We start from the raw sequence: 13,085 nt of genomic DNA on the forward strand, positions 1-13,085 counted from the left end.
CTGCCGAATGGCTAACGCGCTAAGGTTTCTACAAGAACGACTAGATATATTTTCGTCGCAATGTAGAATTCAAACGCAATCAATTTCGGAGTCTACTGTGGCGGCGGAAATCATAGCGATCACGCAGCAGAAAGGCGGTGTGGGCAAGAGCACCATTGCCATGCATCTTGGCGCGGCCCTTCACGAAAAAAAGAAGCGCGTGCTCGTGGTCGACGCGGATGGCCAAAATACGCTGATTCATTGGTCCAGCGCGGCATCCGACGACAACAACGGTATCCCGTTTCCCGTCGTCAACCTCTCCGAGGCGGGCGGACAAATTCATCGGGAGATCAAGAAGTTCGTCAACGACTATGACGTCATCGTCGTCGATTGCCCGCCGTCCATCACCGAAAAGGTGTCAGGCGTCGTGCTGTTGGCGGCGAGCATCGCGGTGATTCCGACGTCGTCGTCGCCGGCCGATTATTGGTCGAGCGTCGGATTAGTGAAACTCGTGCAGCAGGCTCAAGTCATGAATGAAGACTTGCGCGCCGTCTTCCTGCTCAACAAGACGGAAGAGAAGCGAATGCTGACGCGCGAACTCAAAGTCGCGCTCGAAGAACTCGGCTTTCCGCTGCTCAAGACCCAGATCCCGACACGGGAATGCTACAAGCAGGCGATGGCTCTCGGCCAAACCGTCCTGCAGATGAGCGATCGGGGCGCACGACTGGCTGCGGCAGAGATACGCGCGTGTGCCGACGAAATCCTCGCCATGCTCCCGTGACTTTATGCGCATAAAGGACCCTGAATGAAACCGTCGCAGTTTGCCAAGGGCTTCAAAGCCCGCCCCGATACGACCAGTAGTGAGAAGCGGACCGCGCTGGATCGATTGAATGCGATCGATGGCATCGTCGATATACAGCAGGCTTCCCAGACTGCCGCGAACGGTCGCTCGAGCGCGTTCGCCGCAGATGAGCAGGCCGAAGCGGTTTCGGGATCGGAGTCCGAGGAATATCGCGCATGGCGCCGGGCGAACCGATATACCGCAGGACAGGTCATCGAATTACCGTTGAAGGCCATCAAGCCGAGTCCGTTCAATCCGCGCCATTTCTATCTGAAGGCATCGATTGCCGAGTTGGCGGTCAACCTCGCGAAGCAAGGTCAGCAGCAGGCGATCCACGTCATTCCTGATTACGAGAATCCGGGTACGTTCTTCGTCAGCGACGGCGGCCGCCGTGTGCGCGCATTGAAGGAGGCGAACAAGGAGACGGTCAAGGCTGTGGTGGTCGATCTGCCGGTGGGCATCGAAAGCTACAAGCTGGGCTACGACCTCAACGTTCAGCGCGACTCGCAGACGGTGTTCGACAATGCCGTCGTCTGGCGGCGCTTTCTCGATGAACAGCACTTCCAGAGCCAGCGCGAACTCGCGGATCACCTGGGACTCGATGAATCGACGATCGCGGTCGCTTTGTCTATTGCCAAGTTGCCCGAGAACGTCATGCAGGAGATGGTCGCGCGACCCGATCGGTTCGGCTCGAACATGGCTTATCAAATCTCGCGATACCACACGGCGCGCGGAAGCGATGCCACGCTGCGCCTCATCAACAAAATCACTTCGGACGATCTAAGCACGCGCCAAGTCGCGGACATCGTGAAAGGACGTGCGAGCGCGCAGGAAGCACCGAAACCGGCCGGACGCCAGCGTTATGCGCAGCGCCTGGAGATCAAGTTGGATGGCGTCTCCGTCGGCGATCTCAAGTCTTACGGGGAAGATCGGCTCGAACTGCGGTTGCGTGGACTATCGCGGGAAAGACGCGATGAACTACTGCATCAAATAGAAGCGATGCTTCAGCCGGACGGCTCGAAAAGTTGATTGCCGGAAGCGTGCGGTCGGCGTTAGGCCGCACGCGACTGGCTTAGCGTGAAGGACAGCAAATCGCCATCGGTCGGCTCGCCCCAGGTCTTGCGAGCGAGCCAGTCGAAAAAGGACGTTTCCGCCAATTTCGAATCGAGGCCGCGCTTGCGCCAGTCATCGCGCATGTGAGCGCCCAACTCCGGCAGCACGGTTTCCTCGAAGCTCTGCCGCGCCAGCTCCCGTTCTTCCTCACCTTGCTCGTCGTACAGTGCACGAGCCTCCTTCCGACGATACGCCGAGAATTCGCTCAACAAGCGCGCCTTGAGATCGTCGGCACCCGACGCACCGGCCGATCCGACGCGCGCCGGCGCGCCGTTCGCAGCGGTCGGCAATGCCTCGACGGGCGGAGCGTAACCTTTTTTCAGCGCGTCCTTGAAGAGCGCGGCGGCGCTGCGCACGGGCGGGAGTGTGGTGCTGCGCATCCGCTGCTCCGTCATTTGAAGCGCGGCGCGGATGCGGTTTTCCTCGCTGTCCGCGTAAAGCGTCTGGGCTTCCTTGAGCGGAATGCCTATTTTCACCATTCGGTCGACGAGTGTGCTGTCGAAGACGTTCGGATGCTCGTCGAGCGCAAGCATCGGCTGCTTGCGTTCAGTCACGCGGAACTGGATCTCGGCGACGCGTCGGCCCTCCCGATGCTCCACCAACTCGACGAAGATATTCGTCACCGCGTTGACTTCGGCGATCGCGGGACGCAGGTAATCGCGCTTGAAGTATTTGTACTCGCGCTTGGCTTCGTCGCCGGCTTCCGTATCGGGCGTCCCGGACAGAATCGGCCGCCACCACTCCCACGTCTCGCGCATCGTCAGATGGCTGGGGTTCGTCAGATAACGCACGCAGATTTCGTACAGCGCCAGACCGGCGCTGCTCCGCAACTGGCTTTGAAACTGGAGGCTCAGGCGCGCATACTGCACCGGGTCCAGCAGCTTCTTCTTGATCTTCGGCGCGAAAGAGAATTCGACCCAAACGCGGCGCGTCGTCGGATCTTCGAGGATTTCGGCGTCCGCGATCAGCGTCGAAATGCCCCATTTGCGTCCCGGCTTCTGACTCGATGTGCCGGTGCTCCACTCGACCTGGACGGACACCATCCGTCGCAAATGCTCTTTGACGAGAGCCGTATCGTTGGAATCGAACGCCGAGTTGGCCACGATGTCCGACAGCAGCGCGCGGTAAGTGTCGCCCGACTCATCAGCTTGTTGTGCAACCGCAAGCAAAACGTTGAAAAGCTTGCGAGTTAGCAACGTGATCTTGCCGCTCTTGGGCTGAATGGCAATGGCTTCGACAGCTTTGCGCAATTCGGCCGAGCTAGGGCTGACTACGTCGGTTTTCTTGGCGCGCTTGGTAGCCATGCGTCTAGGGGGAACGAGATTGCGAGAAGCATACCGGGTGTGGTGAAGCGCGTAAACCGCCCGGTATTCACCATTGCACGGTGACGGGCGCGAGTAGAGCGCCGCTCACTGCAGTGCGCTCCTGTAAAGTCTCACCACTCACCGTAACAGCCTGTCTTATGGCGCCAAAGCCCATGCGGGTTAACGGTTTGCCGCGTTTACCGCGCTCGATTCTTGGGCGGGATCATCCTCCCGAAAAGCCTCACCAAGAAAAAATTTCTGAGAGGTTTCTCGTGTGGTGCAGCGGATACATCGTCTTCATAGGACTTTATGGCCGCGCTACGACAGCCGTTCGGCCCACCATCGGGCCTTGTCTCAAAGGTCAATGTCCTAATCATGACCGTGCCCCCTGTAAAACCTCACCCATGGATCAGGACGCCATCTTCGAGGAACCGGGCCGCGGCCTTGAGACAGCTTATTCTCGCAGCGCGAGACTCCTGTAAACCCTCACCTTTGCCTTTCGCGCTGCTGCATATGGATGTCCCGAAGAGACTCACCGCGGCGCTCCCGAAAAGCCTCACCTTCTCCCGACTATCCTGCAAAACGACCCGAAAACAATGGCTTAGCGGTTTGCATCTCGGCGCGGGACCATCAAACGTGCTCCCGAAAAACCTCACCGATGGACCCAAGCAGCGACGAACGTCCTCCCGAACAAGCTCACCTTCACTGCGCTCGTGGACCAAAAGACTCCCGATACCCAGGCTAAATGGCTACCCTAGCGTTGCTTTCAACGCGGCATCGACGTCCGGGACAGTCGGCTCTCGGAAAGACTCACCATTGGCCTGATCACGGCGGCTTTCCGGCCCTTGTTGCCTAATACACGCTCCCGAAACCTCTCACCTATCACCACTGATGCAGCTCGCGAGGTACACGAACGACGAGAGTGCAGGGCAACGTCAACCGAACGGCTCCCGAATAATCTCACCGCAACGCCGAAAAGCCCCGTAGATAAGCGCTATACGTCGTCGGTCTCCTGAAAAATCTCACCGCAGCGCTGCTACTTCACCTGAAAAGGCTCACCGTTGGGAAAAAATGACCCATATGAGGCATGAATTTAGGTCCGATCGACAGTCCCGAACAGTCTCACCTTTGGCTTTCGACGCCATTCATTCGAACTCAAGCGCTACAAGGGCGGCTGCGATTGCGCGTTCCTGCGTTGGCTCACCTCGCTAGCTCCGCGTCGCCCCGAATCCGCTCACCATGTCTCCCGGTTCTTCTCACGCAACGTCCCGAAGGCCGTCACCACACAATCCCGTACCGCCTCACCATCGTTCCCGAAGCGTCTCACCTGATCGCCCGGAGAGCCTTACTGCGCAAGGCTTTCGCGGGGCGTTAACTGTTTTCAACATGGTTCAAAGGTGTTTACTTTTATTACTCTCAAGCCAGTCCGCGAGTATTTGCTACCAAAATAAGAAGCCAGCAAACCGAACTGCAGGGAAGCCGGCTTGCTCGCAAGGCCGTGAAACAGCGGTCAAGAGCCTAAGAATCTAAAAACCCAATCTAAAACAAGTACTTAATCGCTGTTTCTTAACGCGTTCCACGAAAATCAGCTATAACAGCCAATCAGGGACGTTCTAGAGCGCGGGTTTCGCGCTTATGATGCGTCTCGCCTGCACACAGGTGCCGTTTCGTTTTCGTCGTAACGTAAAGCGTTATGATTGATACAAACCACGCTGTTTCGATACTATGGATCCACAACTCCGCGACACCCTGCGTCAAGAACTAGAGACGATGCGAGCCACAGGCGCGCGCCGGCAAGACTTGTCTTACCACGCCTGCAAGCGCCTCTTTTTTGATTTGGGCATCCGCCCTTCGGTCACGACTGTCCGCGAGCTGACGCAAACAGGCAGCGCGAGCGACATTCCGCGCGACATCGAATTTTTCTGGGAGACAGTCCGCTCGACGCTGCGCGTGCGCGTCGAGGCCGGCGCAATCCCCGAAGCGTTACAGCAGCGGGCGGGCGAGCTGCTCGCCGAACTCTTCGCTGAAGCGCGTCAACACGCCGACGCCGCACTCGGGGCCGATCGGGCGCGGGTCGACGCGAGCATCCAGACGGCACAAGCGGCCACTCGCGATGCCGAAGTCCGCTGCCAGGCCATCGAGCAAGCGCATCGCCGTGCCGAGGCCCGCGCAGAAGCGGCCGTCGCGCAGGTTGCATCGCTGGAGGCAGAGCTTCGGACGTTGCAGTCGCGCCAGGCCGATGCGCAAAGCGACTTGCGCGACCTCATCTCGCGGCTCGAGGGGGAAAATAGAGAGCTTTCGGAGCGGCTGACGCGCGAGCAGGCAAATGCGGCGCGGCTTCGCGACCGTATCGACGCATTGCAGAGCGAACTGCGTCACAACACGGAGCATTACGCTCAGCAAATCAAGGACGCGGTGAAGGATGCGGAGCGTCGCGTCAAGCCGATGCTTGTCGAACTCGATGCGCTACGCGGCATGGCGGCGACGTATCAGGCGCACGCTCGCGAGGTCGGACAGAAAGAATTCGATTTTATTCAACAACTTAGCGCAGCCAGAAGTCGCGCCGATCGGCTCGAATCGCAGGTGCGCGAGCAGTCCGACGAGATCGATGCACTCACGCGCGAACGCGATGCGCGCCGGGTCCGCGAAGGCATGAGCGCGGAGGTCGGCGGCCTGATTGCATCGCTTGTGGCGGAAGGGCGCCTTACCGCGAGCGAGATCGCCGCGCTCGGCACGCAAGTCGACGCTTACGTCGCCGCGCCGCTGGACTGCCCGGCATGTGAAAGTGCCGAGCCCGAACTGCAGCGGCACGAGGACGAATACGAACTGTCGTGTCCGAATTGCGAACGAAGTTCGGGCGCGGCGACATCCAAGCTGGCAGCAGTTCAGGCGTTTCTGAAAACGACGGGCGCGCAGGCCTGATCGACGCCGAAAAAGTCGCTTTTTCGCGCCGTACCGCGAAAGGTGAGTGTTTTCAGGAGCCGGCGTCGCCCGCGCCGGCGCGTGCCTGCGCGATATCGCGCTCCCGTATTTGCTCACCCATCCACTCCTGCCATGCTCGATGCAGGCGATGAACGGAGATCGACTGCTGAAAGCCCAGCCATTGACCGACGCGATCCGGGTCCGTGCCGTCGTCGAACAACTCCGCGGCGTAGGTGTTGCGAAGCGTCTGCGGACTCGCCCGTGCGACCCGCGATGCGGCCATGCCCGACGCCGCGACGACAGCGTCGATGGCGCGCAGCATCGTCGCCTTGTGCATCGGACGTCCGGACGGCGCGGCGGGGAATAACAGTTCGCCCGCGAGGCCGACCGCCTTTCGTTCCGCGATCCAGCCGTCGAGCAATTCGACCGCGAACGGCGCAAGCCGCGCCTGGCGAACCATCAGCGGGTTCGATGCATCCACCGTGACATACGGCGCACCGGCCGCGTAACAATCGACGGTGAGTTGCGCCGCCTCGCCGGTTTTCACCCCTGCCCCAAGGAACGCCGCGACGAGCGCGCGGTCGCGCCGCTCGCGCCAGCGCTGACCGGTCGGCAACGCGCCGAGCGGCGAAAACAAATGCGCGATGAGCAACGCGCGCTCATCGTGCGTCAGAAATCCGGTCGGCTCATTGTCGCGGGCCTTGCGCCAAGCGGCATCGCCGTCTTGTGCGATGAAGCGCGCCGGATTCGTCGCCGCCGATTCCACCTCGCGCACGTGATCCAGTACGCGTTCGATCAATCGCAGATACCGCATGCGCTGTGGCCGCCGGATATCGAGCTGGGAGACGAACTGCTCGATCACCGGGCGCTGCACCGTATGCAGCGTCGTGCGCTTCGCGGCCAGCCATTCGAGAAAGTTTCCCCATTGCGCGCGATACACATCGGCCGACGATGCCCGAAACTGCTGCTGCGCGAGCCAGGCGTCGAAGGCGGCGCGCGGATCGGCTTGCCAGTCGGCACGGTGTTGGTCGAAGAGATCGGAAGTGTTCGGCATGGTGTTCGTTAGCGTCTGATTTCGCCGTTTTGCGTTCGGGAAAGAGTCAGGCTTCATGCGGCCCGCGTCAAGAGCACAGGAGCGGTCAAATGTGTTGAAGTGTTCGGACGACTGTCTTGCCGTGTACGCGGTCAGTTCTCTACTGTCTTGAGCGAAGACGATGATCGGCCTCGGCGGAACTGAGACGGTAAGTAATGGATGGACGGCCCGCGACGCATGCGACCGCGAGAGGAACGGCGTACGAAGGGACGCACGGCTCGGGCAGCGCGCGGCGCGCGCTGACGCCGACATGGCTGCGGGCGTCGCGCCCCGACATTGCTGAGAGCGCAACTCGGCGTTACTGAAGCCAATGTCGGCTTCGACACATCAGCGGGCGGCGATCGAAAGCGGCGGCCGGCCTAGTCGTGCGGCGCGTTCGTAGGCATCGACCGCGAACGCAAACACGGCCGGTAATGCGTCGGACGAAGCGATATCGACGACGTCATCGGTTTCCGGGAAACGGAAATTGTCAGGTCGCGCGAAGAGTTCACGCAGCGCGGCCTCGTGGCGGCCAGCGAAACCCAGGTCTGCGACGGCTTCGGCTTCGATCGCGTGCAACAGACGCCAGGTCAGCGGGACGCCTTTCTCGATGTATCGCCCTGCGATTTGCCGAGTGATTCGTTCGAGATCACGAACCGCGCGCTCAAATTGCTTCTTGCTGAGATGCTCGCCATTCGACTCCATGTTCACCCCTTCTCGCGGTCTCTGAATACTGTATAAATATACAGTATCGACTCCGATGAAAATAGCGTCGTCCTGTTCAACCTCGCTGTATGTGCGATTCCGCCTACGCGCGATTCAGACATCCGCCGCTACGCGTAGGCAGTCGGAAAGCGCATTCTGAAGCCATGCTTTAAGTGACACCCCGCGCTCACCGCGCGAGAAATCTCGACGAAGCACTGCGCGAAATTCGAGCGCGAAACCTTAAGGAGATCAAGCATGAACAAGGACCAAGTTGAAGGCGTCGGCAAGCAGGTCAAGGGGAAGATCAACGAAGTGGTCGGCAATGCCACCAACGATCCGGCGCAGGAAGCCAAGGGCGACATGCAACAAGCCGCTGGCAAGATTCAGAAGGGCGCTGGCGATGTTCGCGAAGACGTGAAGGACAGCGTTAAGAAGAACCCGTAACGGGTCAGCGACGCCGCGTACATGCGGCTCTTGAAACGGGACGCCATGGGCGTCCCGTTTTTACTTGGCGGCAGCGGCGGCGCCAACTTGATGCGCATAAAGTTCCGGGCGGTGCCCAGGCTCCCGAAGCCTTTCAGCCGTGAATGACCACGAGCAGCGCCTTGGCTTCAGACCGGCCGGCGTTGCGAATGGCATGGTTTTCATCGGCGGCGTAGCGCGCGGTCTCGCCGGCCTTGAGCCGCCGAGTGGCGCCGGACGCGTCGAGTTCGATGATCCCGTTCAGTACCGTTAGGTGCTCTTTCGTACCCGGTTCGTGCGCATTCGATCGCAGCGCCGACCCTGCCTGTAACGTCAGTTCATACCATTCGAATTTGCCCGCAAGCTCAATCGGCCCCCAGACGCGCAATTGATATCCGCCGTTGTCGCCGCTTAGCGTCGGAATTTCATGCGGCCCGGCAACGCGAATCGCCTCGACCGGCCTCTGCTGCGCAAACAATTGATCGAGGCTGATGCCGAGCGCGTTCGTCAGCCTCCATGCGACCGCTATCGTCGGATTCGCCTTATCGCGCTCGATTTCCGACAGCATCGACTTCGAAACGCCGGCAGCGCGCGACAAGTCGTCGAGCGTCAGCTTTCTCTCGTTGCGCAGCTTCTGAATCTGCTCGCCGACGCGTGGCGGCACCGATGCCGAAAACGGTGATTCCCCTGTCGCTTGTTCCGGGCGCACGCTTGCCATGACTCCCTCAATCCCTTACAGTGTTCGACATATTGGAATGTGGTTCGAAATATCGAACGCATCCACTGCGATGCATGGACTATAACAGGGCTAGAGACCACTTGGCTGGCCGCTTATATGAAAAGGACAGTGCCGATGAACGACCGATACCTGGCCCATTTGCGCGCGACGATCGACGAGATCCGTGCGGCCGGCTTTTACAAGACGGAGCGGGTGATTGCGAGTCCGCAATCGTCGGCCATCCGGCTTGCGAGCGGCGCGGGCGTCCTCAACTTCTGCGCGAACAATTATCTCGGCCTCGCCGATGATCCGCGTCTTATCGAGGCGGCGAAGGCGGGACTCGACGCGGACGGCTTCGGCATGGCGTCGGTGCGTTTCATCTGCGGAACGCAGACCGTGCACAAGTCGCTGGAAAGAGCGATTGCGCAATTCCTTCAGACTGACGACGCGATTCTCTATTCGAGTTGCTTCGATGCAAACGGCGGCTTATTCGAAACACTTTTGACCGAAGAGGACGCCATCATCAGCGACGAGCTGAACCACGCGAGCATCATCGACGGGGTTCGTCTCTCCAAGGCGCGACGTCTGCGCTACAAGAACAACGATCTGGCCGATCTCGAGGCGCGGCTGAAGGACGCCGACGCCGCAGGTGCGCGGTTCAAGCTGATCGCGACGGATGGCGTGTTTTCGATGGACGGCATCATCGCCGATCTCGCCGGCATCTGCGATCTAGCCAACCGTTATGACGCGCTGGTGATGGTCGACGACTCGCACGCCGTCGGATTCATCGGCGAGAACGGACGCGGCACGCCGGAGCATTGCGGCGTGCTGGATCGCGTCGACATCATCACCGGCACACTCGGGAAGGCGCTGGGCGGCGCTTCGGGCGGATACATCGCCGCTAACAAGGAGATTGTCGAACTCTTGCGCCAGCGCAGCCGGCCTTATCTTTTTTCGAATACGCTTGCGCCGAGCATCGCGAGCGCATCGCTAAAAGTGCTTGAGCTTCTTGCCAGCGAGGAAGGCGCCGCCTTGCGGAATCGCGTCCGTGAAAACGGCGCACACTTCCGCGACGCGATGACCTCGCTCGGCTTCGACCTCGTTCCCGGCGAACACCCGATCATTCCGGTCATGCTCGGCGACGCGCAACTTGCGTCGAGAATGGCCGACGCCCTGCTCGACGAAGGCGTGTACGTGATCGGCTTCTCTTATCCGGTCGTGCCAAAGGGACGCGCGCGCATCCGCACTCAGATGAGCGCCGCACACACGCAGGAACAGATCGACCGCGCCGTGGATGCGTTTGCGCGCGTTGGCCGGTCGCTCGGCGTGATCCGGTGAGGCACCTCAGGACTGCGCCGGCTTTATGCGCATAAAGCCGGCCCCGCACCACGAACAGCCCAGCGATAACCCTCAGGATCACATGCAATGAAAGCCCTCGCAAAACTTGAACGCGCCCCCGGTCTCACGTTGACCGATGTAAAGCGTCCGGAAGTCGGCCACAACGACGTTCTCATCCGCATTCGCAAGACCGCGATTTGCGGCACGGACATCCATATCTGGAAATGGGACGATTGGGCCCAAAAGACGATCCCGGTCCCGATGCATGTCGGCCACGAGTATGTCGGTGAGATTGTCGAGATGGGACAGGAAGTGCGCGGCTTCGCGATTGGCGATCGCGTGTCCGGCGAAGGACACATCACGTGCGGGTTCTGCCGTAACTGTCGCGCCGGTCGGCGGCATCTGTGTCGCAACACCGTTGGTGTCGGCGTCAATCGCGAAGGCGCGTTCGCCGAATACCTCGTGATACCCGCGTTCAACGCGTTCAAGATTCCGCCCGACATCTCCGACGACCTCGCCGCCATCTTCGATCCGTTCGGCAACGCGACTCACACCGCGCTGTCGTTCAACCTCGTCGGCGAAGACGTGTTGATTACCGGCGCGGGGCCGATCGGTGTGATGGCGGCGGCCATTGCGCGGCACGTCGGCGCGCGCAACGTCGTGATTACGGACGTCAACGATTATCGGCTCGACCTCGCGCTCAAGATGGGCGCGACGCGCGCAGTCAACGTCACGCAGGAAAACCTGCGCGACGTCATGCATGAACTCGGCATGACAGAGGGCTTCGACGTCGGCCTCGAAATGTCGGGCGTGCCGAGCGCGTTCACGTCGATGCTCGAGTCGATGAACCACGGCGGCAAGGTCGCGCTGCTCGGCATTCCTCCCGCGCAGACCGCGATCGACTGGAATCAGGTCATCTTCAAAGGGCTCGAGATCAAAGGCATTTACGGCCGTGAAATGTTCGAGACCTGGTACAAGATGGTGGCGATGCTACAGAGTGGACTCGATTTGTCGCCGATCCTGACGCATACCTTTCCCGTCGACGATTATCAGCGTGCGTTTGACACGATGCTCTCCGGCAACAGCGGCAAGGTCGTGCTCGACTGGACGGGCGCCTAGTTCGCAAGCTCGGCGTGCGGGCTCGTGGGGACCGATGCGGACAGCGTGCGGCCCACGCGCTGACGACACGCGACGCCCTCATTCCCGCGGTTTCGCGAATTCCGCCTGAATCGCGACATGCACGTCGTCGCCGACGGCCGGGTACCACGTCGTCAAGCCGAACTGCGCGCGGCTGAAGTGGCCATCGGCGGAAAAGCCCAACGTCTCCTGCTTCGTAAGGGGATTCACCGCGTGGCCGTTGAAAGTGACGTCCAGCGTGACCGGACGCGTGCTGCCTCGAATCGTCAGGTCGCCGCTGAGCCTGCCCCGGTCGTCGCCCGTGCGCTCGAAGCCCGTGCTCACGAATTCAATGCTCGGATTGCGCGCGACGTCGAACATATCCGGTCCCTTTAGCATCCGGTCAAGCAGCGGCACGTTTGTGTCGACGCTCGACGCGTCGATCGTCGCGCGCACCGCGCTCCCTTCCATGCCGCGAGCACTCCAGTCGAGTTGCGCCGTCACTTTGTCGAAGCGGATGACGAAGCGCGAATAGTGGAAATGATCGACGTCGAAGCTGACATTCCAGTGATGCGGATCGAGCGTGTAGCGCCCCGCCGGCGCGCTCGACTCGCTCGCGGACACGCGATGCGTTACCACTTGCAGCGGCGTGCATCCCGACAACGCGACACTTAGCAGCGCCGCCGACGCGAGCAAATTCACGGCCAACTTTGGAAACAAGTTCTTCGATTTCATCGCGCTAAACCTCGGATGCAAGATGCGAATTCGCCAAGTTTCGCCGAGAAATCGACGACGAGCAGTAACGATAGTCACGTTCGTTTCGCGAGCTCACACGAAAATGACGCGATCGGTTAGAGTTCGCCTCGACCTTCATCTCAAAAAAGGCGCCATGCCATGCGGGCGATGGCGGACACACTTATGCGCTTTGGGCCGTCTCGTAGTCCATCGAATCGCCTTCGGGCCGTCATGGCCGCGTCAATCACGTTTGCTGTGCTGTCGTGGACGCCATCCGCCGATGCCGCGCTTTGCTCGGACGGACTCTGGGTCGATGCGATGATCGGCTCGCACCATGTGCATCCCGACAAGCACTTCGAGCAGTTCAATCCCGGCATCGGCGTGGAATGCTGGGTTGCGCCGCAGTGGGCCCTGACCGCAGGCTATTTTCGCAATTCGCTTTCGAAGCCGTCCTTCTACGGCGGTGGCGTGTGGGCGCCCGAATTCCTGCATTGGGGATTTATCCGCCTAGCCGCGATGGGCGGACTCATTTCCGGTTACGACTACGGTCGATGGGGCATCGGGCACGATCATATGGTCGGGCCAGTGGCGGCGCCGCTCGTGATGATGTCGTATAAGCGGATCGGGGCAAACATCATTCTGATCCCGCCGATACCTTCGAGTGACCTTCCATTCACCATCGGGTTTCAGATCAAAGTCGGGTTCTAGCAGCGGTTCAAACGCGATAATCTGCCGGTCCCGAAAAGTCTCACCTATAGGGCGGGGCAGCGGTCGCGAGGG

11 protein-coding genes and 2 pseudogenes are annotated in these 13,085 nt (G+C 60.6%); 8 read left to right on the forward strand and 5 right to left on the reverse strand.

From position 1 onward, the window contains the following. The first annotated feature begins 97 nt into the window (after positions 1–97). The 3 genes and pseudogenes from parA to NCR39_RS19850 form a co-directional block, all read left to right on the forward strand. A complete protein-coding gene (parA, locus tag NCR39_RS19845; RefSeq protein WP_250453800.1) occupies positions 98–760 on the forward strand; it encodes a ParA family partition ATPase in 663 nt (220 codons plus the stop codon). Between the two features lie 24 nt (positions 761–784). Then, a pseudogene (locus NCR39_RS29920) lies at positions 785–890 on the forward strand (ParB/RepB/Spo0J family partition protein); the annotation flags it as partial. A gap of 86 nt (positions 891–976) precedes the next feature. Beyond that, a pseudogene (locus NCR39_RS19850) lies at positions 977–1,849 on the forward strand (ParB/RepB/Spo0J family partition protein); the annotation flags it as partial. A 23-nt stretch (positions 1,850–1,872) separates the two neighbouring features. On the opposite strand, the gene NCR39_RS19855 reads toward NCR39_RS19850, so the two are convergent. Beyond that, positions 1,873–3,237 carry a replication initiation protein gene (locus tag NCR39_RS19855; protein WP_250453802.1) on the reverse strand — a complete coding sequence of 455 codons (1,365 nt, stop codon included), beginning with the start codon at positions 3,235–3,237 and terminating at the stop codon, positions 1,873–1,875. A gap of 1,725 nt (positions 3,238–4,962) precedes the next feature. Between NCR39_RS19855 and NCR39_RS19860 the strand changes: the two genes are divergently transcribed. Next, a complete protein-coding gene (locus tag NCR39_RS19860) occupies positions 4,963–6,159 on the forward strand; it encodes a DNA-binding protein (protein ID WP_250453803.1) in 1,197 nt (398 codons plus the stop codon). Between the two features lie 52 nt (positions 6,160–6,211). Here the strand turns inward: NCR39_RS19860 and NCR39_RS19865 are convergent, their stop codons facing one another. After that, the gene (locus tag NCR39_RS19865; protein ID WP_250453804.1) at positions 6,212–7,213 is read right to left on the reverse strand and encodes a tyrosine-type recombinase/integrase; all 1,002 of its coding nucleotides are present in this window, start codon (positions 7,211–7,213) and stop codon (positions 6,212–6,214) included. A 366-nt stretch (positions 7,214–7,579) separates the two neighbouring features. Beyond that, positions 7,580–7,936 carry a DUF2471 family protein gene (locus tag NCR39_RS19870; RefSeq protein WP_250453805.1) on the reverse strand — a complete coding sequence of 119 codons (357 nt, stop codon included), beginning with the start codon at positions 7,934–7,936 and terminating at the stop codon, positions 7,580–7,582. A gap of 255 nt (positions 7,937–8,191) precedes the next feature. Here NCR39_RS19870 and NCR39_RS19875 point away from each other — a divergent pair, with 255 nt between their 5' ends. Continuing rightward, positions 8,192–8,380, forward strand: a complete 189-nt coding sequence (locus NCR39_RS19875) for a CsbD family protein (protein WP_040050585.1) — start codon at positions 8,192–8,194, stop codon at positions 8,378–8,380. 133 nt (positions 8,381–8,513) lie between these two features. Here NCR39_RS19875 and NCR39_RS19880 read toward each other — a convergent pair whose 3' ends face one another. Next, the gene (locus NCR39_RS19880) at positions 8,514–9,116 is read right to left on the reverse strand and encodes a helix-turn-helix domain-containing protein (protein ID WP_250453806.1); all 603 of its coding nucleotides are present in this window, start codon (positions 9,114–9,116) and stop codon (positions 8,514–8,516) included. Between the two features lie 135 nt (positions 9,117–9,251). Here NCR39_RS19880 and NCR39_RS19885 point away from each other — a divergent pair, with 135 nt between their 5' ends. Both NCR39_RS19885 and tdh read left to right on the forward strand, forming a co-directional pair. Beyond that, on the forward strand, positions 9,252–10,454 hold the full coding sequence (locus tag NCR39_RS19885) for a glycine C-acetyltransferase (RefSeq protein WP_250453807.1): 1,203 nt from the start codon (positions 9,252–9,254) through the stop codon (positions 10,452–10,454). Positions 10,455–10,541: 87 nt separating this feature from the next. Then, positions 10,542–11,573, forward strand: coding sequence for an L-threonine 3-dehydrogenase (gene tdh / locus NCR39_RS19890; protein WP_250453808.1), 1,032 nt, complete (start codon positions 10,542–10,544; stop codon positions 11,571–11,573). A gap of 78 nt (positions 11,574–11,651) precedes the next feature. Here the strand turns inward: tdh and NCR39_RS19895 are convergent, their stop codons facing one another. Beyond that, entirely contained in the window at positions 11,652–12,305 is a 654-nt protein-coding gene (locus NCR39_RS19895) for a YceI family protein (protein WP_250453809.1), read from the reverse strand. Between the two features lie 231 nt (positions 12,306–12,536). Here NCR39_RS19895 and NCR39_RS19900 point away from each other — a divergent pair, with 231 nt between their 5' ends. Continuing rightward, entirely contained in the window at positions 12,537–13,013 is a 477-nt protein-coding gene (locus tag NCR39_RS19900) for a hypothetical protein (protein ID WP_250453810.1), read from the forward strand. Positions 13,014–13,085: the final 72 nt, after the last annotated feature.

This window comes from Caballeronia sp. ATUFL_M2_KS44 (assembly GCF_023630965.1).
Lineage (GTDB): Bacteria > Pseudomonadota > Gammaproteobacteria > Burkholderiales > Burkholderiaceae > Caballeronia > Caballeronia concitans.

Coding starts and splice junctions, on each gene's coding strand:
- NCR39_RS19885 (WP_250453807.1), top strand. CDS start 9,252: ATGAACGACCGATACCTGGCCCATTTGCGCGCGACGATCGACGAGATC.
- NCR39_RS19865 (WP_250453804.1), bottom strand. CDS start 7,213: ATGCCGAACACTTCCGATCTCTTCGACCAACACCGTGCCGACTGGCAA.
- NCR39_RS19855 (WP_250453802.1), bottom strand. CDS start 3,237: ATGGCTACCAAGCGCGCCAAGAAAACCGACGTAGTCAGCCCTAGCTCG.
- tdh (WP_250453808.1), top strand. CDS start 10,542: ATGAAAGCCCTCGCAAAACTTGAACGCGCCCCCGGTCTCACGTTGACC.
- NCR39_RS19895 (WP_250453809.1), bottom strand. CDS start 12,305: ATGAAATCGAAGAACTTGTTTCCAAAGTTGGCCGTGAATTTGCTCGCG.
- NCR39_RS19870 (WP_250453805.1), bottom strand. CDS start 7,936: ATGGAGTCGAATGGCGAGCATCTCAGCAAGAAGCAATTTGAGCGCGCG.
- NCR39_RS19860 (WP_250453803.1), top strand. CDS start 4,963: ATGGATCCACAACTCCGCGACACCCTGCGTCAAGAACTAGAGACGATG.
- NCR39_RS19875 (WP_040050585.1), top strand. CDS start 8,192: ATGAACAAGGACCAAGTTGAAGGCGTCGGCAAGCAGGTCAAGGGGAAG.
- NCR39_RS19900 (WP_250453810.1), top strand. CDS start 12,537: ATGGCCGCGTCAATCACGTTTGCTGTGCTGTCGTGGACGCCATCCGCC.
- NCR39_RS19880 (WP_250453806.1), bottom strand. CDS start 9,116: ATGGCAAGCGTGCGCCCGGAACAAGCGACAGGGGAATCACCGTTTTCG.